The 20,946-nt window shown below is 41.3% G+C and carries 12 protein-coding genes; 6 read left to right on the top strand and 6 right to left on the bottom strand.

Annotated elements, in window-relative coordinates:
• Positions 1-62: 62 nt before the first annotated feature.
• From VRK28_RS03865 to VRK28_RS03855, 3 genes are read right to left on the bottom strand one after another with little or no spacing between them, the layout of a single operon-like run.
• The gene (locus tag VRK28_RS03865; protein WP_130167680.1) at positions 63-983 is read right to left on the bottom strand and encodes a sugar kinase; all 921 of its coding nucleotides are present in this window, start codon (positions 981-983) and stop codon (positions 63-65) included.
• On the bottom strand, positions 983-2,470 hold the full coding sequence (locus VRK28_RS03860; protein ID WP_130167679.1) for a UxaA family hydrolase: 1,488 nt from the start codon (positions 2,468-2,470) through the stop codon (positions 983-985). The genes VRK28_RS03865 and VRK28_RS03860 overlap by 1 nt, the downstream gene beginning before the upstream one ends.
• Before the next feature lie 2 nt (positions 2,471-2,472).
• A complete protein-coding gene (locus VRK28_RS03855) occupies positions 2,473-3,930 on the bottom strand; it encodes a tagaturonate reductase (RefSeq protein ID WP_332393427.1) in 1,458 nt (485 codons plus the stop codon).
• Positions 3,931-4,309: 379 nt separating this feature from the next.
• Between VRK28_RS03855 and VRK28_RS03850 the strand changes: the two genes are divergently transcribed.
• The 4 genes from VRK28_RS03850 to VRK28_RS03835 all read left to right on the top strand — a co-directional run bounded on the left by VRK28_RS03850 (position 4,310) and on the right by VRK28_RS03835 (position 8,094).
• On the top strand, positions 4,310-5,206 hold the full coding sequence (locus VRK28_RS03850) for a TRAP transporter substrate-binding protein (RefSeq protein WP_095209690.1): 897 nt from the start codon (positions 4,310-4,312) through the stop codon (positions 5,204-5,206).
• On the top strand, positions 5,203-5,688 hold the full coding sequence (locus VRK28_RS03845; RefSeq protein ID WP_062565778.1) for a TRAP transporter small permease: 486 nt from the start codon (positions 5,203-5,205) through the stop codon (positions 5,686-5,688). The genes VRK28_RS03850 and VRK28_RS03845 overlap by 4 nt, the downstream gene beginning before the upstream one ends.
• The gene (locus VRK28_RS03840) at positions 5,688-6,989 is read left to right on the top strand and encodes a TRAP transporter large permease (protein ID WP_332393422.1); all 1,302 of its coding nucleotides are present in this window, start codon (positions 5,688-5,690) and stop codon (positions 6,987-6,989) included. Before VRK28_RS03845 ends, VRK28_RS03840 begins: the two co-directional genes overlap by 1 nt.
• A gap of 88 nt (positions 6,990-7,077) precedes the next feature.
• Positions 7,078-8,094 carry a LacI family DNA-binding transcriptional regulator gene (locus VRK28_RS03835; RefSeq protein ID WP_332393420.1) on the top strand — a complete coding sequence of 339 codons (1,017 nt, stop codon included), beginning with the start codon at positions 7,078-7,080 and terminating at the stop codon, positions 8,092-8,094.
• Between the two features lie 35 nt (positions 8,095-8,129).
• On the opposite strand, the gene uxaC is transcribed toward VRK28_RS03835, so the two are convergent.
• Together uxaC and VRK28_RS03825 are read right to left on the bottom strand one after the other, a co-directional pair.
• Entirely contained in the window at positions 8,130-9,572 is a 1,443-nt protein-coding gene (gene uxaC, locus VRK28_RS03830; RefSeq protein WP_332393418.1) for a glucuronate isomerase, read from the bottom strand.
• A 288-nt stretch (positions 9,573-9,860) separates the two neighbouring features.
• Positions 9,861-12,641 (bottom strand): TonB-dependent receptor, encoded by a 2,781-nt coding sequence (locus VRK28_RS03825; RefSeq protein ID WP_062565775.1) that lies wholly within the window; start codon positions 12,639-12,641, stop codon positions 9,861-9,863.
• 703 nt (positions 12,642-13,344) lie between these two features.
• On the opposite strand from VRK28_RS03825, the gene VRK28_RS03820 reads away from it, so the two are divergent.
• Both VRK28_RS03820 and VRK28_RS03815 read left to right on the top strand, forming a co-directional pair.
• Entirely contained in the window at positions 13,345-16,299 is a 2,955-nt protein-coding gene (locus VRK28_RS03820) for a glycoside hydrolase family 2 protein (protein WP_332393415.1), read from the top strand.
• Between the two features lie 218 nt (positions 16,300-16,517).
• A complete protein-coding gene (locus tag VRK28_RS03815) occupies positions 16,518-18,698 on the top strand; it encodes an extracellular catalytic domain type 1 short-chain-length polyhydroxyalkanoate depolymerase (RefSeq protein ID WP_332393413.1) in 2,181 nt (726 codons plus the stop codon).
• 46 nt (positions 18,699-18,744) lie between these two features.
• Here VRK28_RS03815 and VRK28_RS03810 read toward each other — a convergent pair whose 3' ends face one another.
• Positions 18,745-20,823 (bottom strand): TonB-dependent siderophore receptor, encoded by a 2,079-nt coding sequence (locus VRK28_RS03810; protein ID WP_332393411.1) that lies wholly within the window; start codon positions 20,821-20,823, stop codon positions 18,745-18,747.
• Between the last annotated feature and the right edge of the window lie 123 nt (positions 20,824-20,946).

Genomic DNA, 20,946 nt, shown 5'->3' with positions numbered 1-20,946 from the left:
TATTCGTATTTGCAGGTTTAACCACTAAGTTAATTGGTGGTTAAACCTTATTTTAGTAAAACTTAGGTTGTTATCTCAACGATAGCACCTTGGTGCTGAATGACTTGCCCTGCAATATAATTTCCTTGTTTTGCGCATTCTTCAATAGCTTGATCCTGCAGCCAAGCCGATAAAAAACCGGCATTAAATGCATCTCCTGCCGCTGTTGTATCAATGACTTTATTAATTTTATTGGTAGGATAATGCGTTGCATTTTGCTGCTCTAATGTACTGTATTGGCATCCATTTCCACCATCTTTAATTACAAGTTCTTTAACGCCTAATTCATGAAGCCACTCTCTACAAGCTGAAATATCTTTGCAATTCCAAATCAGTGCTTCATCATCAAACGTTACCAAAGCCAGGTCGGCTAATTGCGCTATCCGCTTATTAATATCCTGACAGTATTGCATCGAGTGCCATAACGAAGGCCTGTGATTGCTATCATAAATAATTTTTACACCTGCGCGTTTTAAGTTTGTCAGCTCGTTAAGTAATGCATAGCAATCCTCTGGGGGCAAAATTGCCAAACTAATGCCTGATAAATAAACAGCATCAAACTCAGTTAATTTATTGATGATATTATAAAATGTTGGCTGCTGAACAAGGTGCTTTGCTGCAGAATTATTGCGCCAATATTGAAAAGAACGCTCGCCATGTTGGTCTGTTTGAATCATATAAAGGCCAGCATGTCTTTGCTTATCTTTGAGAACAAAGTCGCAATTTATTTGATAATCCTGCCAACGAGCTATCATAGCTTGGCTTAATGCATCTTCACCCATGGCAGTGAAGTAACAAACATCAATTCTTTCGCCCGCTAATTTCTTTAGGTAAATTGCGGTATTCATGGTGTCACCACCAAAGTTTTGTTGCATGGTTGCGAATAGCTGGCCAGACAATTCCACCATACACTCTCCAATAATGGCGACTTTTTTAGCCTGCATTACAGAGTGACTCCTTTTTTCCAAATAGCGACTTCACGAATATCATTAACTTCGTTACATGTTGGCTTTCCATTTACTATCTCAACTAATAAATCGACAAATTCCTGATGCACTTCAGGCATGCTTTTACCGCTGACTAGCACACCGGCATCAAAGTCTATCCAGCGCGTTTTCTTATTTGCCAGCTCTGAGTTAGTAGCAATTTTTAAAGTCGGCACAAAGCCACCATAAGGCGTACCTCGGCCAGTTGTGAATAGCACAATATGACAGCCTGCAGCGGCAAGTGCGCTGGTGGCAATGGGATCATTACCCGGTGCATTAAGTAAATTTAAACCAGCGACACTTAAGCGTTCACCATACTCAAGCACAGCCTGCACTTTGCTTGTGCCAGCCTTTTGTGTACAACCTAACGACTTATCTTCTAATGTACTAATTCCACCTTTTTTATTGCCTGGAGAAGGGTTTTCGTAAATAGGCTGATTATGTGCTTTGTAATAACCTTTAAAGTTATTAACCATGCTGACAAGTTGATTAAAGGTTTCTTCATCTTTACAGCGAGACATGAGTAATGTCTCTGCACCAAACATTTCGGGGACTTCCGTCAGGACTGTTGTGCCCCCTTGAGCAATTAAGTAATCAGAGAAGTAGCCAAGCATGGGGTTGGCTGTGATCCCTGATAGGCCATCACTGCCTCCACACTCAAGACCAAATTTTACTTCACTGAGCTTTCCGGTTTCTCGCTTATCGTGTTTAACGACGCTGTAGATTTCTTCTAGCAGAGCTACGCCATCTTCAACTTCATCATCAGAGTGCTGTGAAATTAAAAACTTAATTCGTGATTCGTCTATTTCACCTAAACCCGCTTTAAAAGCAGCTAATTGGTTGTTTTCGCAACCTAGGCCAACGATTAACGCACCACCGGCATTAGGGTGTAAGGCCATATCTTGCAATAAAACTTTTGTGGTTTCTAAATCATCGCCTAATTGAGAGCAGCCAAATTGATGTGGAAATATGTGAACGCCATCAATTTCAAGATCAGCATGGTTACGTAAAAACTCATCTTTCATTTGTTTGATCATGCCATTCACGCAGCCAACGGTTGGGATCAACCATATCTCGTTGCGAATACCAATCTCACCATTGGCACGACGGTAAATATTAACCTCAGGTGATGGCTTTTCGGGGGCTTGTGTAACGAACTCTGGCTGATATTGGTATGTTAATTCATCATGCAATGTTGTTTTGATGCAATGTGTGTGTACCCATGCGCCTGGATTAATATCTTCAAGTGCAAAACCAATTGGGGCGCCATATTTAATGACTCGCTCACCCTTAGCAATCGGCTTAAGCGCAACTTTATGACCCTTATCTATGTCTTCTAACGTTGTAAAAGAAAAGCCTTCAAATTCGATTCTTTCATTTGCATTGATTGGCTGTAAGGCAATGGCCACATCATCAGTATTATGAAGTCGTAATAGTCTGCTCATGCTTATGACTCCAATAAGTTAACAAGCGTTTGTTCAACTGAGCTTGATAGCATTAGACTTAGTTGCTCAGTTACTTTATCTGTAAGGCCTGCAATTTCATTTAAGTCTTTATCCCAATGCCACTTTGCAGCTAACACTGAGCTAACCAGCTCATAGGTTGTTATTGATCCTTGCTGATGTTGTTGCCATTGCTCGTTGAATAAAGCCAACCACTTTGGATTGTCGGCTAATTCTATTTTGTCGCCATTTCGCTCGCCACGATAAAACAATATTTGCCCAGCTAAAGCTGTTGCAATGAGTGGTGGTACAGTTTCGTTGTCGCTAATATATTGCTCTAATTGAGGTAACAAGCGTGTTTTGAATTTAGTCATACTATTTAATGAAATAGACATCAGTAGGTGACATATATAAGGGTTTCTAAAGCGGTTTAATACGTCATTAGCGAAAACCTGTAACTCTTCTTTAGGTAAGGATAGAGTAGGGATGATTTCATCAAATATCAGTTTAGTAACGTATTTTTCAAGCAGAGGTGAAGCGAGAGCCTCGCCAACCGAATCAATATTTGCCATATAGGCAAGTGGAACCATAGCAGTATGCGCACCGTTCAAAATAGCCACTTTTCGTTGCTTATAAGGCGCAATATCGTCAACAACCTTAATGTTTAAGTCACTTCCTTCAAGGTGTAATACATCAGCTAAATGCTGTGGTCCTTGGATCACAAATAAATGAAAGTATTCTGCTGTTACCATGAAGTTGTCGTAATAACCGCATTGTTGCTGTAAAGCTTGATGTTCATCGCGCGGAAAGCCCGTCACAATACGGTCAACGAGGGATGAACAAAAATGATTGTGCTCGTTAAGCCAGTTCACAAACTCGCTTGGTAAATCCCATAACTGACTGTACTGCAATACAATCTCTTTAAGCTTTTCGCCATTATAGTCAATAAGTTCACAAGGAATTATGATCATGCCACTACTGCTTGCACCATTAAAGTGCTTGAAGCGGTGAAATAACCATTGCGTTAGTTTTGCAGGAAATGCCTTTGCAGGGGTATCAGATAACTTGTCCTCGGAAATGTATTCAATGCCGGCTTCTGTCGTATTCGAAAAAATGACTTTAAGGTCACTGTTCTCAGCAAGCTTTAAATAGTTATCAAACTCTTTGTAAACTGGGATTTCTTCGTTAACGCAACTGATAATACGCTGCTCAGAAACAGCTTGGTTTTGCTCATTGATACCACGAATAATACAGGTATATAAGCCATCCTGTGTATTAAGAAGCGGCAGCGAGTCGTAGTCGATGGGTCTGATGATAGCAACACCGGCATTTAAGCCTGTTTGTTCGTTAAGCTTATCTATTTGCCAATCGACAAATGCACGTAAAAAATTGCCTTCTCCAAACTGCATTATACTCGTTGGATATCTGTTTTTATTAAAGTTTTTACGATTTAAAGTTTGCATTTTTGTGCCCGCTCTTAGCATTGTTACAGTGTATTGCAGAACATAGTAGTTAATTTTGCCACCGGTGGCAAATAAGATTTGACAATTTGCTACCGGTAGTCAAAACTGGCCTTTAACAAATAAGTAATACAATTAACGTTTGTTTATAGCTTTCCATTTAAAACTCACAAAATTTTTTAAATGGATACGCAGGTCATGGCTTGGATTGCCGTGTACCTTAATGAAATATAAAGGATTATATAAGACAACATGAACACACAATTGAACACACAAAGAAGACACAACAATGCATAAAAATCTTCTGAGCACGCTATTTCTCTGCTGCTGTTTACTTTTTATCAGTGCTTGCAGTGACGACAACAAGGTTATTCGCCTAACAATGGCGCATACATTAGATACCCGTCATGTTACCCATCAAGCCATGGAGTATATGGCAGAGCGTTTAGCTTATTACTCTGATAATCAAATGGAAATTGTGATTTATCCCGCAGCACAATTAGGCACGGAAAGAGAATTAATAGAGCTATTACAAATCGGTAGTTTGTCGATGACAAAAGTATCGTCAAGCCCACTTGAAGGCTTTGTGCCTCAAATGAAAGTATTTGGGGTGCCTTATTTATTTAACGATAGTGAGCACTTTTGGAAAGTACTCAATAGTCAGCTTGGGCAAAAATTGCTTGATGACCTAGCTGTAGCTCGCCTTAAAGGGCTTGGCTATTATGATGCGGGTAGTCGCAGTTTTTACACAACAGATGCAGCTATTAGAACGCCCGATGACTTAATTGGTAGCAAAATTAGAGTTGTAACTAGCCCAATGGCTATTGCTACTGTGCAGTCTTTAGGTGGCGCTGCCACTCCCATTGCGTGGGGTGAACTTTATTCTGCGCTGCAACAAGGTGTTGTCGATGGTGCAGAAAATAACCCGCCTAGCTATTACCTATCTCGTCATTATGAAATTGCGAAATACTACACCTTAGATGAACACACTTTTGTGCCTGACATCGTAGTTGCTAGTCAAAAGGTTTGGCAGCAATTAACGACTCAGCAGCAACACTGGCTGAAGTTAGCAATGCAAGATTCTGTTACCTATCAACGTAGTTTGTGGCAATCAGCATCTGATCAGGCATTACAGGCCGTTGTTGATGCGGGTGTTGAGGTTATTTACCCAGATAAACAAGTGTTTCAAGAGAAAGTAGCCCCTTTTCATGCCTCATTTAAAGGCACGCCTATCGCCGCACAAATTGCGGCAATAAAAGCGATGCAGGAGGCGTTATGAAAGAGTTTAATGCGAAAATAAACCAGCTCATTGAATGGGTATTAATTGTTGCGATGTTTGCCATTGTTGCAGTCGTTAGTTGGCAGGTGTTCTCACGCTTTATTTTGCGGTCCCCTAACTCTTACACTGAAGAACTTGCTCGTTTTTTACTTATGTGGATTGGCGTTTTAGGTGCTTCGTATGCCTATCGTACCCGAGCACACTTAGGGCTAGATCTTTTCTATCAGAAGATGATTCCAACGATACGTCGTAAGTGTTCATTTTTAATTGAGTTTTCAGTACTGATTACCGCGCTCAGCCTATTAGTTTATGGAGGCGGTATGTTGATGAACTTAAGCTTTGCATTAGATCAACGCTCAGCTGCTCTTGGGATCAATATGGGGTTTATTTACGTTGCTTTGCCAATTAGCGGCGTACTTATCACACTTAATTGCATTGAAAATATCATTTATTTTTTTAGACAAACACAGGAGCAAGAATAATGGAAATGACAGCCATCTTGTTGCTAGTTTGCTTCTTCACACTACTGTTAATCAATGTTCCGATCTCAATTAGTATTGCTCTGTCGACCTTGTTAGCACTGGTTTTACACATGGATTTTACTCCAGCGGCAACGACCATTGCGCAGCAAATGATAGGTGGAATAGATAGCTTTGCACTACTGGCTATTCCGTTTTTTATTTTATCGGGTCTGATCATGGGGCAGGGGGGCATAGCTAGGCGTTTAATTGAATCTGCTATGGCTATGGTCGGTTTTTTACCGGGCGGTCTAGCGCTGGTCAATGTGATGTCTTGTATGATGTTTGGCGCAATTTCTGGTTCTGCAGTGGCGGCCACATCGGCGATAGGCAGCTTTATGATGCCAGAAATGAAAAAGCACGGTTATAGTGAAAACTTCGCCGCTGCGGTCACGGCCAGCGCAGCAACCACGGGTATGCTAATACCGCCAAGTAACATCTTAATTATTTATGCTATAGCAAGTGGCGGAGTGTCGATCGCGGCACTGTTTGTTGCTGGGTATTTACCAGGTATTTTACTGGGCTTAACACTGATGTTGGTTTGTGCCATCTATTCTTTAAAAAACAACTACCCAGTAGCAGCACGTTTACCACTTGCTTTGGTTTTAGAAAAAGTGATTGCAGCCATCCCTAGTTTGCTACTCATAATAATCGTTATTGGCGGTATTATAGGGGGAGTATTCACAGCTACAGAGGCTGGGGCTGTCGCTGTATTATACGCACTGGTTTTAGCCGTTTTTGTATATAAAGAATTATCGCTAGATGAGTTACCTAAAATACTGCTAAAAGCTTGTGAGACAACGGCAATCGTGATGCTCATTATTGCCGCTTCTAGTGCGATGTCGTGGGTTTTATCCTATTCACACATTCCGCAAATGGTGAGTCAATTTTTCTTAACCTTAAGTGATAACCCATTACTAATTTTGTTATTAATCAATCTCATTTTAATATTAGTGGGTGCTTTTATTGATATGACACCTGCAGTGCTTATATTTACTCCGATCTTTTTGCCCGTTGCAGCACAGTTTGGCATGTCACCAGTGCAATTTGGGGTAATGATAGTGCTTAATTTATCAATCGGTTTGGTATCGCCGCCGGTTGGTAGTGTATTGTTTGTCAGCTGCGCAGTAGCAAAAACTTCGCTTCATAAAATCATTAAGCCAATGCTGCCTTTGTATTGTGTGATGTTTATGGTGCTTATGTTGGTGACCTATTTACCTGCCATAAGTGAGTTTTTACCTCGCTTACTAGGGTTGATTGATTAATAAAAACAATTGCTTTGCTAGAGTTAACAGCTTTTATGGATAAAAGCTTGGTGCTACTATAGCTAAGTTAGTTATTTCGGAATCTTCTATGTCAGTGACAATTAATGATATTGCCCGCTTATCGGGGGTATCAAAACGTACCGTTTCTCGTGTAATAAATAGCTCCCCTGCGGTAGGTGAAGCAACACGTGAAAAAGTGCTTGAGATAATAAAGCAAACGGGCTTCTCGCCAGATAAGCAAGCCAGGGGTTTAGCCTCAAGCCGTTCGTATTTGTTAGGGCTAATTTATGATAACCCTGATGCACTCTATATTGATGAAGTGCAACGAGGTGCATTGAGTGTCTGTGCTGAATTAGGCTACGAGTTAGTGGTACACCCAGGCTCTGCAAAACGCGAAGATTTTGTTGATGACTGCTTACGTTTTATCGCTCGTTCAAAATTAGATGGCGTCATTATCTTGCCTCCGGTATCAGAAAACAAAGAGCTCGCTGCGGCGTTAAGAGATGTTGATTGTCCATACGTAAGGCTTGCATCAGTTGATTTGGATGACGCTGATAATATTGTTGTATCTGACGAGCGTGCAGCAATGCGTGATATGGCAGACCATTTAGTCGAATTAGGCCATCAGGATATTGGCTTTATTTCTGGCCCACAAAATTATCGTTCATCAATAGAGCGTTTAGCTGGCTTTTTAGCTGAATTGCAGGTTTATGATGTAAATTTACCCTCAGAATATATTGTTGAAGGCAAAAATAGTTACGACAGTGGTTTAGAGTGCGCTAGGGAGTTATTAAACAAACAACCTAGGCCAACAGCAATCGTTGCTAACAATGATGAGATGGCTGCAGCTGTGCTTCGTGTGGCTAACAACCAAGGTATTAAAGTGCCGGAACAGTTATCGGTCGCGGGGTTCGATGACAATATTCTTGCATCTCGGATCATTCCATCGCTGACAACAATACGCCGACCTGTATTTAATATGGCATGCTTAGCCGTACAAAAGTTGATTAATCGCTCTCGTGGTAATCAAGACAAACTACCTATGCCAAAAACAGTAACGCCACATTTGGTGACACGCGAATCAACATCTCGAGTTCCTGAGTAAGCACGACATTATGTCAATAATGCCGTGCTAGATTTTTATAAGTTATACGCTTTTTTAACCAACCCATAAGTCAGTTGATAAGCAAGCTCGTGGGCTGTTTCAATCGTTATTTGATGATTTGTAACAAGCTCTGCTAAGTAGCGGCAATCAACTCGGCGTGCTACATCATGTCTTGCTGGAATTGATAGAAAAGCACGCGTGTCATCATTAAAACCGACCGTATTATAGAAACCTGCGGTTTCAGTTGTTTGCTGACGAAAACGCAGCATACCGGCAGGGCTATCATGAAACCACCATGCCGGACCTAGTTTTAAACTAGGGTAGTGACCAGCAAGCGGTGCCAGCTCACGACTGTAAGTCGTTTCATCTAGGGTAAATAAAATGATTTTTAACTTTGGATGATTACCATATTTAGTTAAAAGAGGCTTAAGGGCATTAACATACTCGGTTTGGCTTGGAATATCTGCGCCTTTATCACGGCCAAATTGATTGAAAATTGGCTGGTTATGATTACGATGTGCGCCAGGATGAATTTGCATCACAAGGCCATCTTCAATACTCATACCAGCCAGCTCCGTTAGCATTTGGCCACGAAATAGCTCTTGCTCTTCTTCTGTCGCGTTACCTGTGCGGCATTTTTTAAATAATGCTTCACATTCAGATAGTGATAAATCAGCAGTAATCGCACTGGGGTGACCATGGTCGGTTGCAGTTGCTCGACCTTCTTTTTTAAAGTAAGCGCGACGAATGCGAACTGCTTCTAAATAACCTTGCCAAGTACTGGTATCTTGATCTGTTAACTCAACAAGCTTAGCGAGATTGTCAGTAAAGTCTTCTCGGCTCGCATCCACAACATCATCAGGCCTAAATGTGGTTATAACTCGTTTGGCCATGGCCGTTTCAGCCATCTCTTTATGATGTTCAAGTGAATCTAATGCACCTTCAGTTGTTGCTATGAGCTCTATATTAAAGCGATCCATTAATGCTTGTGGTTTATAAGCATCTGTTGCAAGTTCAGCGGTGATTTTATCGTAGTATTGTTGTGCGTTTTCAGAGTTAAGCTTTTCTTTAAAACCAAATACATCACAAAAAACGGCATCTAACCAGTAGCCACTTGGGGTACCTGCAAATAGGTAATAGTTATCTGCAAAAATCTGCCAAGCTTTTTTTGGATCTGCATTTTTTGATCGTGTTAAATCGCCATCGATACCATGCTCAGGAATACCAAGCTCGGTTAATTCAATACCTTGGCTGTAAAGCATTCTAAATACATAGTGATCTGGTTTTATAAAGAGTTCAGTGGCGTTGCCAAAGTTAGGGTTTTTATTAAACCACTTTGGGTCTGTATGGCCATGTGGGCTGACTATTGGAAGATCTTTTATTTCTTCATAAAGCTCTCGGGCAACACTAACAATTGCCGGGTCACTCGAAAATAGCCTATCAGGGTGAAGTGAAAGCGGCTGTGATTTAATTGACATAAGGTTCCTCAAAATCTTGCGTTGCCAGCGGTGGCAAAATTTAAATATGTAATGACTAAACTTAATTAGCAGTGAGTAACTTAGGCACGTTAGTTGTTTTTTAATGGCCTAAGACTGTTATTTATGCAATCAACTTTAGCAAATGTTGCCACCGGTGGCAATGTTGTTGCGCGAAGATAAATCTAGTCTATCTAAAATGAAAAAAGCACCGACCCTGAGGGTACAGTGCTTTATTTTCTAACTTGATGGGGAAATCAAATAAACCTTCCTTGGTTTTGCTAAACTTAGTTAGAAGCTATAGCGGAATCCTAAGCCGAATGTACGGCTATAAATAGACGCTGAGTCGTTTAGAACAGTTGGTAGTTCGTAGTATTGACGATAAACCTCATCTGTTAGGTTTGTCGCATCAAATGTCACAACTAAGTCTTCAGTGACATCGTAACTTACTTGGAAGTCTAAACTTTGTTCTGGTCGACGATAAACTCCTCGTGGATGCGCGAAACGACCTGAGCCATAGCGATTTAAGAATGAGTCACGCCAAACGTAAGAGAGGCGAGTGCTGAAATTTTCTCGTTCATAAATTAATACACCGCTGTAAGAGGTATCTGAAACACCAAATACGCTTCTGTTTGTGTACCCTGTTAATTCACCTTCGTTGCTGAAGATTGGAATGTCTTGATCCGAATCCAAGAAGGTACCACTTGCTTGAAGGCCAATGCCATCTAACCATTGTGGAACAGATTCAGGGAAGTAAACTAAGCCAACTTCAACGCCTTTAAGAACACCATTGGAGGTGTTGCCGGGTTGAGAAAGTATATAATCTTCCATCTCGCCTGTTTCTGGGTTTGGAAATTGAGCTTGGCGTAATGAATCAAAAACAAATCCTTCTATATCTCTGTAGAAGTAGGTCGCATACGCTGAGCTACCTTCATTAAAGTAGTATTCTAGTGAGAAGTCATAGTTCGTAGATTCAACTGGGCGTAGACTTTGATTACCACCGCTTGCGTTGCCATAGCCAACATTTGTAGTGTCTGGACGTAAATTAATAAAACTATTTAATTGGCCAAACTCTGGGCGGCGTAAGGTTTGCGTATAAGCAAAACGAGTAATTAAATCATCGCTTAAATGATAGCGTAGCGTTAAATTAGGTAAGAACTTTGCGCTACTGTTTCGGCCAGTACTTTGTACTATGCCACCAACTTCTCCATCCCAGTGGTAAAAGTCCATGTCAGCGCCTGCGTAGGTATAGCGAAGACCAATATCACCGTCTAATCGATTACCAAAAAGTTGTGTTTCAAATTGGCTTTGCACATACGCAGCCCATGAAGTTTGATCGATATCGAAGTTCTTTTGTAGCGTCATTCGACGCTCGCCATCGGCGCTATCGTAGAAATTAAACGTATCACGATACTCTGCACGGTTTTGCCATAAGTTTTTTGCATTAAAGGCAACCCATGATCTCGGCAAATCACTTTTCCCATCAAAGAAATCACTATTTACGTAGTGCGCTTCTGAGCCTAGAGATGCTAATGGAATAGGGTTAAATCGATTAGAATCACGACTACTGCTATCAGCTGTACGTTTATCATAACGAACACCTGCTTTAGCTTTTGTAAAGATACCCCAGTCAACATAGAAGTCGAGGTCAAGCGTGAATGTTAAGCCATCACCATTATCCTCACCGCCGTTGTCGAACATGGTACTGGTGGTCCATAAGCTTGGATCGGTTAAATCAAGTGGAGTACCAAACTCTTCATCGTAAACAGTCCATGCCATGATGCCGTCTTCATGATTGAAGTCTGCCATGACAAATGGGAAACGAGTATTTGCCTGCATAGCAACAAACTCACGTTCATATTTACTTGTTTGATAGACCAACTCAGATTTTAGTGTTGCATCTTCAGATAGCGCCCATTTACCACCTAATGCAAACATGTAGCTATCAGTTTGGCTCTTAGAAAAGTCGCCGCTGGTAAATGCACCTGAGTCACCCCAAGCACGGGATTTGATGACATTTGTGCCTTCAAACAACACTGGTTGTGTCACGGTTTCTACCCGTGAAGAATCTGCGTATGAAAATAGTAGGTGGTTATTACTTTCGTTGCGGTAGCCATTGTAAAATGCTTCGAAAATATACTCTGATGTATCATTTGGTGCCCATTGAAATGACAGGTTTACTGCTGGGCGTTCACGTTTACCAGTTAGATCTGACTGATTTAGTGCGTCACGACTTAGATAGTACTCAACCTCACTGTCAGTTGCAGGGTCATACATGGTTGCCCCTGGCGTTCTGTCCATACCGTGTTCAAGGCCAGTTGGCCATGGGTAAATGCGATTTAAGTTATCAGCTCTAAATGGCACGAAACCACCTGGTGCACTATTTTCATCTCGGTAGCTGGTGCTAGCAAATGAAAGGTTAATTAATGCGCCGACATCACCAACTGATGATTCCCAACGATTGCTGGCAAGCACACTCACTATAGGATCGGTTTCTTCAGATTGGTCTTGATAAACGCCACGGGCATTGACCACAACCTTTGAGCCTTCAAAATTAAATGGGCGTTGGGTGCGAACATTAAGTTGACCCGCAATACCGCTCGCTAATTGGCTGGCGTTGCGTGTTTTGTATACCTCTACACTTTCAAGTAATGCTGCAGGTATGTCTGCAACAGCAAGTTGACGCCCTGCTGCGGTGAACATTTCGCGGCCATTAATTGTTGTTGTAACATCGGTTAAGCCACGGATTGTAACAGTATTTACTTCACCCGATGCGCGGTCTGTTACCTGTACACCCGTTACACGTTGTAGCGCCTCAACAAGGTTATTATCAGGAAACTTACCAATATCTTCGGCAACAATCGCATCAACAACCTGAATTGATTGGCGCTTGATATTAACGGCTTTATTTAAGCTGCTTCGGATCCCAACAACCTCAATTATTTCAAGGGAATCATTGTTGTCATTTGCTTGAGCGTTTTGTGTTTGCTCTGCAGCCTCATCTGCTGCATAAACACATTGCCCAAAAAGGGCCATACAAATTGTGCTGGCTAATGTCGTTTTCTTAAACATTTAAAATAACCTCCAAAATTATTTTAATGCGAATCAATAACAGAAGTTATTTGATTCAGTGTTAAATCAGCATCATTAGAAAAACCTCTAATGTTCGACAAGGTGCTGATATCGTGTGTTTTTTTAATAAGTGTATTTTTCCTGCATTTTTGCCACCGGTGGCATTTTTAGCCAAATAGTTGCACCGCAAGTAAGCATGCCAGGCTTGTTGTGTTGTCTTCATCCCCCTAACCACGCTCCTAAATTTTATAACACAGAAAATTTAGATGTTTAAGTATTATTATATTCTTTTTAATGATTTGTTACTTATTTCTGTGTATTTTAAAAATAAGTCATTTATTATCAACGGTTTAATTTTTTAATGATTTTCAAATAAAGAATTTAGATGTGTAGTTACATGGCGGTTTGTATTATTTTCTGCTTCAGGAAGAGTTTGTTCTGTTGTTGTGCAAAGCTTTATTTCTTTTTGGTGCAAGCTAAGTAATAAATGACATGATTGTTAATTTATTTATTAAAATTAATATGATAGTACGTTTTGTAGTGTCAAATATGATGCGTAAAACAAGCACGCAAGGAGGATAAAGTTCAAAATGCTACCGGTGGCAATTGTATTATGATATGTATATAATTGGTGTTAATATAAGCTTGTGTAGACTTAAAATTTTCTAAAAACATTATAATTTCAACAGTTAGAGGAACACATATGAGGAAGGATTATTTTGGCCGGCTTGAAAAAAAGTTAAGGTTAATAAGCAAACCTGCATGGTTTGAAACCAGTATTATAAGAAATGCGTTTATCGCTTGCTTAAGCTTCTTGTTTGTAGCCTGTAATAGTCAGCAAAGTGTTGACATTCAGCCTAATGATCAAGCTAAAACAGACATCATGATGTTAAGCGGCACCGGCAGTGATGATGCGGTGAAATGGGACTTTTACTGTAGTGAAGGGCAAAACTGTGGTCAATGGAGCAAAATAGATGTTCCTTCTAACTGGGAGCAACAAGGCTTCGGTAACTATGATTACGGCTACATCCCAGATAAACATAGCGAACAAGGTATTTATCGTCGTGATTTTACCCTACCTGCTGATTGGTCTGGTCGCAAAATTGAAATTGTTTTTGATGGTGTGATGACAGATGCCACTGTGTTTGTGAACCAACAACAAGTGGGCCCAACCCACCAAGGTGGTTTTTATCGATTCAGCTATGACATAACGCCATATTTAAAAAGTGGTGAAGCTAATGAGCTAAAGGTTGTGGTAGATAAAGTTTCGGCTAACAAAAGTATCGAAGCAGCAGAACGCGCAGCAGACTACTGGGTGTTCGGTGGTATCTATCGTCAAGTCTTTTTACAGTCTTTGCCACAATCTCATATTGATTGGGTTTCATTAGATGCAAAAGCGTCTGGTGTATTTAAAATGGATGTTTATCTCGAAGGACTAGATAAATCAAATGCTTCTGTAGTTGAAGCACAAATTTTAGATTTAGATGGCAATCCTGTAAGTGAAACGTTTAATGCCACACTTAATGGTAACAAGGTTAACTTAGCAACTAACGTGGACTCTCCTAAGCTTTGGAGCGCCGAGACGCCTAATTTATATCAAGTACGTATTGATTTAAAAGAAGGCTCTAAAACTCTACATAGGTTCGATAAAACCTTTGGCTTTAGAACTTTTGAATTACGCCCACATGACGGCTTATATTTAAATGGCGAAAAAATTATCCTTAAAGGGGTTAACCGTCACAGCTTCCGTCCAGCAACTGGACGTACTATGACTAAACAAGCCAGCATCGATGACATTAAGACGATGAAAAGCATGAACATGAATGCTGTTAGAATGTCGCATTACCCACCCGATGTGCACTTTTTAGAAGCGGCGGACCGTCTTGGTATTTATGTTATTAATGAGTTAGGCACATGGCAAAAGCCAGTTATTGATACGCCATCAGCGAGACGCCTAGTTGCTCAGCTTGTTAAACGTGACCAAGCACACCCAAGTATTTTATTCTGGGCGAACGGTAATGAAGGCGGTTTTAATACCGATGTTGATGATGATTATCACCTTTATGACATTCAAAACCGTCCAATTCTTCATCCTTGGGAGTTGTTCCGTAATATCGATACTGATCATTACCCAACTTACTCGGAACTAGTAGCTAAAAAAGCCCGTAATGAAGTATTTTTCCCAACCGAATTCTTACATGGCTTGTATGATGGTGGCCATGGTGCAGGTTTGAGAGATTTTTGGGACTTCATGATGTCAACTCCTGTTGGTGCCGGTGGTTTCTTGTGGGTGTTTGCTGATGAAGGTGTTGAGCGTACAGATCAAAATGGCCGTGTTGATACCGACTTTAACCATGCGCCAGATGGTATTGTTGGACCTTATGGTGAAAAAGAAGCGAGCTTTTTTACAATTAAAGAGATTTGGTCACCAATCCAAGTTGAAAACTTAAAGAATGGCCAGTTACTTGCCGGTTCTTTTGACGGTCAGTTGCAAGTTAAAAACCTGTATGACTTTGTTGATCTATCAACTATGTCGCTCGAATGGCGTTTATATCAGCCAGTGACTGCGTTTTCTGATAAGAAGCAGCTTGTGGCGAGCAATAAAGCCACACTCCCTGCTATTAAGCCAGACTCGACAGGAACAGTACAATTGAACTTACCTGACAATTGGCAGCAAAATGGTTGGTTAGAGGTTGAATTTTTTGACCAGCAGCAGAATTCAATTTGGACAGATGCTTGGCCTATCCAAAGTGCGGCTAAACTTGCAAAATTAACTCAAGAGCAATTTGAAAATCAGGCATCAGCAACTAAACCAGCTCAAATTGTTAGTCAAAACGAATCTGAGTTAGCGGTTAAGGCTGCTGATAGAACAATTATTTTTGATGCAACAACAGGTCTATTAAAGTCATACAGTAAGCAAGGTCAAACTGCGGCGTTGACAAATGGTCCTAAGCTACTTCGTTCTGATAACTCACTAAATAAAGGGGTTTATAATGGTATTGGTTCATGGCTAACTCATGATCCAAATGCTGAGAAAGAAGCGCAACAAGATAAAAAACCGACAGAATTAAAGTCTGAAATTATTGCTAATGATTTAGTGATTGAAGTGATGAACCCGCCAGCAGGCATTACAAAGCTAACTTGGACTGTTCACCCTGAAGGTCATTTATCAATGGATGTTGATTACTGGCTTGACGGTGAATACATCCTTCATGGCGTTGGTTTTAATTATCCGAAAAAAGCAATTGAGCATAAACGTTGGTTAGGTGATGGCCCTTACCGTGTATGGGCTAACCGCTTAGAGGGCGTAAACTACTCTGTTTGGGAAAATGATTATAATGAAGGCGTTGCTGGCGAGCGCTGGGAATTACCAGAGTTTAAAGGGTACTTCTCGGATATTCAGTGGCTTACATTAAGCTCTGAGCAAAGTGAAATCACTTTCTCTACTGCAACTCCAGATCTATATGCGCGAGTTATGCAGCCTGATGATGGTGAGCGTCCTGATAATACATTAGCACTTAAATATGATGAAGAAATTAGCTTCTTACACAGAATTAGTGCAATAGGGTCTAAGTTCCACGCTGCACACCACCTTGGCCCACAAGGTCGACCTGTGGCAGAAAGAGGAATAAACAATATCAAGCTAACGATATATTAATTTACAATGACTCATTTGTTTTAGTAAAAGCGCTGCAGAAACCTGCAGCGCTTTTTTGTTTTAATCCACTAAAGTGCATTAATAAAAAGTGGTTATTTGGGGTTAAGGTTTCTTATAGGTGTAGCACTATAGTTATGGTTCGCTTTTTAAATAGTTCTACTACATTGGGTTAGTCATCAACTGACAGACAACAATGATAACGACTATAAAGGCGATATATGCAAAAAGTAACACAATTATGTAAACGAAAATCAGCGTCGTTTACTCCGCTCGCAGTGCTCTGTGCTGCTATTTTCTCACAGCCAAGTTTTGCAGGGAGTTGGCAGCAAAATGTCAGCATTGGTGGTTTTAATAATGTTCATATTTACACTCCTGATTCGCAATCAAGCATAGGCAATGGCCATTCTTTGATGCTGGTATTACATGGCTGCGTACAACCCATTAATAACTACTTAACTGCGAATCTTGAAGATGCAGCCGAAGCCCATGGCATGGTAATAGCCGTTCCTGATGCTATGAATAAAGCAGGCTATAGCTGCTGGTCATATTGGCAAGGAGCAATCAATAGAAGCTCTGGCGATTATAAGAATTTAATTAATTTAGCCAATGCATTAAGTTCTGATGCAGCGCGTAATATTGACCCTAAACAAGTGTATATTGCAGGCTTATCATCTGGGGCGGCAATGGCTGCACAAACGGCTTGTGTGGCGCCTGATGTATTTGCCGGGGTTGCACCAAGCGCCGGGCCGACCATCGGCACAAGTTCAAGTGGGGCAATTTCGACTTGTGAAACAGTGTCTGAAAACACCTTTGTATCCCGCTGTGAAAGCTATGCTGGCAGTTATAAAGATCATTTTGCGACACAAATAGCGGCAATAGGTCACGGCACTGCCGATACCACAGTCAATACCTGTTATAACCAGCAAAACGCAGATGGCTTTGCTGCGCTTTATGGGGTTAATCAACTTTCAGGCACGACGACAATAAGTGATGATGCAACGCGTACTGCTGAGCTGTCACTTTGGCAAGACAATCGGGTTGCTATGCTGTGGTTTAATAATTTGGATCACTCATGGTCGGGCGGGCAAGGTGCGTCTGGTGATTATGTGGCGGCAAACAGTATTAATTTTGCAACCTATCTCGGTGAGTACTTTGCGGCTAACAATAAACGAGTTGATCGTAATGCAGGCCCTGAAATTAGTAATTTAACTGCCACAGACAGTAATAACCAGCTCACCATTACAGGCAGTGCAATCGACCCAGAAGGCAGTGTAACCAATGTTGATATTAACGTGTATAGCCTAGCCGGTGGCGCGGCAAGCTTAATTGAGTCACTGAACGTGCAAGTCGATGCGAATAATACTTTTAGCGGGGTGACAAGTGCACTCAGCGATGGACTTTATGAAGTGCGTGTAAGTGCCACAGATAATGAAGCGAAACAAGGTGATGAAGCTAATCTTACGGTACGCGTTGGGCCAGAGCCAGCAGCTACAGCACCACTACTGAGTGATACTGCGGCTAGTGTAAACGGGCAGTGCGCTACAGTGACGGGAACGGTGATTGATGATAATCAAAACTTAAGTACTGTCGTGGTCAGTTTTAGCAATGGTGATGTGACGGCTACTGTGAATGGGCTTGAGTATTTTGCTGAGCAATGCAATCTAGCGGGTGGCAATAATAGCGCAGTGATAACCGCGAGCGATGATACTTTGCTGACATCAACAGATAGCATTAGCTTTGTTATCGATGCTGGCGTGACAGGCGATTACAATCTTCATATCAACGAAGGCCATATTAGCTGGGGCGAAGGTTATTCTGCCTGTTATTTAGCGTTTGGAACCGCTGCCTTTACAATGCGCGAGTATTCAGCGGGTACAAATCAATGTCAGTGGATTGCTGATGATGACTCAAGTTGTGCAGGGCCATTACAAGCATGCAAAACCACCACAGAACCGACTAATGACGCAGACAACGACGGTGTGCTCGACGGCACAGATAATTGCCCGAATGTAGCGAATGCTGATCAAGCCGATAACGATAATGACGGGATTGGTAATGTGTGTGACAGCACTCCTGATGGTGAAACGAGTGACTCCGACAGCGATGGTGTCAGTGATAGCCTAGATAACTGCCCGCTGGTGGCCAATAGTGATCAACTGGATAGTGATGCAGATGGTGTGGGTGATGCGTGTGACTCAACACCGAATGGTGATTACCAATGCACTGAAACCACCTCAAGCAACTATGCGCATGTGCAAGCAAATCGCGCAACCACGAATGGCTCTTACGCCTATGCGGTAGGCTCAGGTGATAACCTTGGTCTTTATAACACCTTTTATACCAGTATCTTAGCGCAAACTAGTGCTGGGTATTATGAATTAGGTAATTGCCCTAATTAATAGATGTGTGTCGCCCATTCGGGCGACACTTTTTTCTAAACAGCGTTTAGAACTTATAAGTCAGAGTTAGGCTACCGTTTGTTGGCGCGCCATAATAACCTACAGTTTGTAAGCTATTGATGTACTGCTCATCAGTAATATTATTAACGTTAGCCTGTACTGCAACTTGGTCATTAATATTCCAACGCGCGAAGGCGTTTAGCAGCGCGTAACTACCTTGCTTAACATTGTAATCAGTGCTTTCGATTTTAGATTGCCAACGACCATTTAAACCCACAACCATTGCATCTGTTAACGCATAATCTACTGTTACACCGACAACATCTCGAGGTGCCCATTTATTGGTGTCGGCACCATTTTCATATGTAACATCAATATGTGTATAAGATGCGACGATATTCATAGCGTCGGTGATTTTACCAGTGACTTCAAATTCATAGCCTTCTGACTCAATAGACACGCCTTCATAGTAATAAATACCATCTTCAGTGAGGCCCGCATATTGCGCAAAGTTATCTTGCTCTGCAGTAAAGTAGGCAAATGTTGTCATTAGGGCATCATCACACCAAGAAGCTTTTACACCGGTTTCAAAGTTAGTGCCTTTGGTAGGTGCTAAGTATTGGCCGTTGTAATCAGCTTGCTCTTGCGGCTGATAAATATCTGAGTAACTAGCATATAAGTTTAAACCGTCGTTTAACTTATAGGTAAAACCGATATATGGGCTTGTTTCGCTTTCGTCATTATCGATTGATGCACCGGCATTCATACCTGAGCGTTCAAATTCAATAGCGTTAAAACCAACCACGGTAAATAATTTATCAGTAATATTTAACTGAGCCGAGCCAAAGTAACGGGTTAGCTTTTGTTCAATATCTGAATAAAGAACCGGTGTTAACCAATCAGGTTCAGGGATCGCATCTAAATCGTACGGAAACGCAGGAGTTGGTCCGGCCGCTGGTGTATTTGCAAAATCAAACGGGTGCTGATACATCACATCATCACTTTTTGCATGGCTTACCCCAAAGCTCGCTTGGTGCTCTTTACCAAACAATTCAAAGGCACCAAATGCTTTGATTTCAAATAAATCAGCATCGATTTCACTATCATAACGACCAGGAGAACCACTTAGGCCAAGGTTAGTATCTTTATCAATAGTGCCATATGCATAAAAAAGTTTGTCTTGCTCTTCAAAACCACGGAAGTTGTAGCTCGCTTGAAGCTGCCATGCGTTTGCAAAAACATAGTTGTATTCAACAAATGCAGAGGTGTTAATGGTGTCCCACATTGTCCACTCTTGGGTGGTTGTGTCGCTGACATCCCATTTAGCTTGCGTACCATCTGTGTAGTTATAAACAAGGCCGCCCCAAGTATTGCCATCGGTATCAGCGTCTTGATATGAGTAACCCATAGTAACCGTTGAGTTATCAGTAAGCTGACCATCTACCACCGCAGAGAAAAACTCGCGATTGTTCTCAAGGCCATCTAGGTATGACTCTTTATCTTCTGCGGCAGCCACAAAACGAGCAGCCCAACTACCTGATTCAGTTAATAATAGTGAGTAGTCAGCTTGTAAACGTTTAAAATCCCATGAGCCAACAGAGACACCGATTTCGCCGCCGTTTTCGTTTTTAGGGCGTTTGCGTACGTAGTTAAGGGTACCCGATGCATTACCTACGCCGGTAAGTAAGCCATTGGCACCACGAATAACTTCAATCTTTTCGTAGCCGTATGCTTCCATTGCGCCGGTAACGATCCCCCAGTCATTTGGTAAGCCAACGCCATCAATTTGTGTATTCTTAATTTCAAAACCACGCGATGTATAGTTGGTACGGTTCGTTTCCCATTCTTCAACATTGATACCTGGGGCTAAGCGTAAAGCATCATTAATGTTAAAAGCGGAATAATTTTTTAGCTGCTCAGCAGAGATTACACTGATAGATTGCGGCGTTTCATCTATTTCTAGCGCTAAACCTGTCGCTCCTTCACTAATACGGTTTTGTCGAATACCTACAATTTCGATTTTTTCGAGATTAGCCTCTACGTCAGTCGTTTGTTCTGCAAAACTGATTTGAGGGTAAAGTGCACAAAGAATAGCGGTTGCAACAGGCAACTGAGTGAATTTCATTTTTATCTCCGCGTGTTATTTAGCAAATTTTTATAGGGTTATTGTTTTTAATAAGGAAACAATTGGCGGGTAAGTTATCACAACTGATAATAGTTATCATAACCATTCACCGCAAAAGTGGTA

Origin of the sequence: Pseudoalteromonas sp. P80D2 (assembly GCF_036680945.1) — a bacterium.
In the GTDB taxonomy this organism is placed as follows: Bacteria; Pseudomonadota; Gammaproteobacteria; order Enterobacterales; family Alteromonadaceae; genus Pseudoalteromonas; species Pseudoalteromonas shioyasakiensis.
This window is presented reverse-complemented; position numbering and strand designations above follow the sequence as displayed.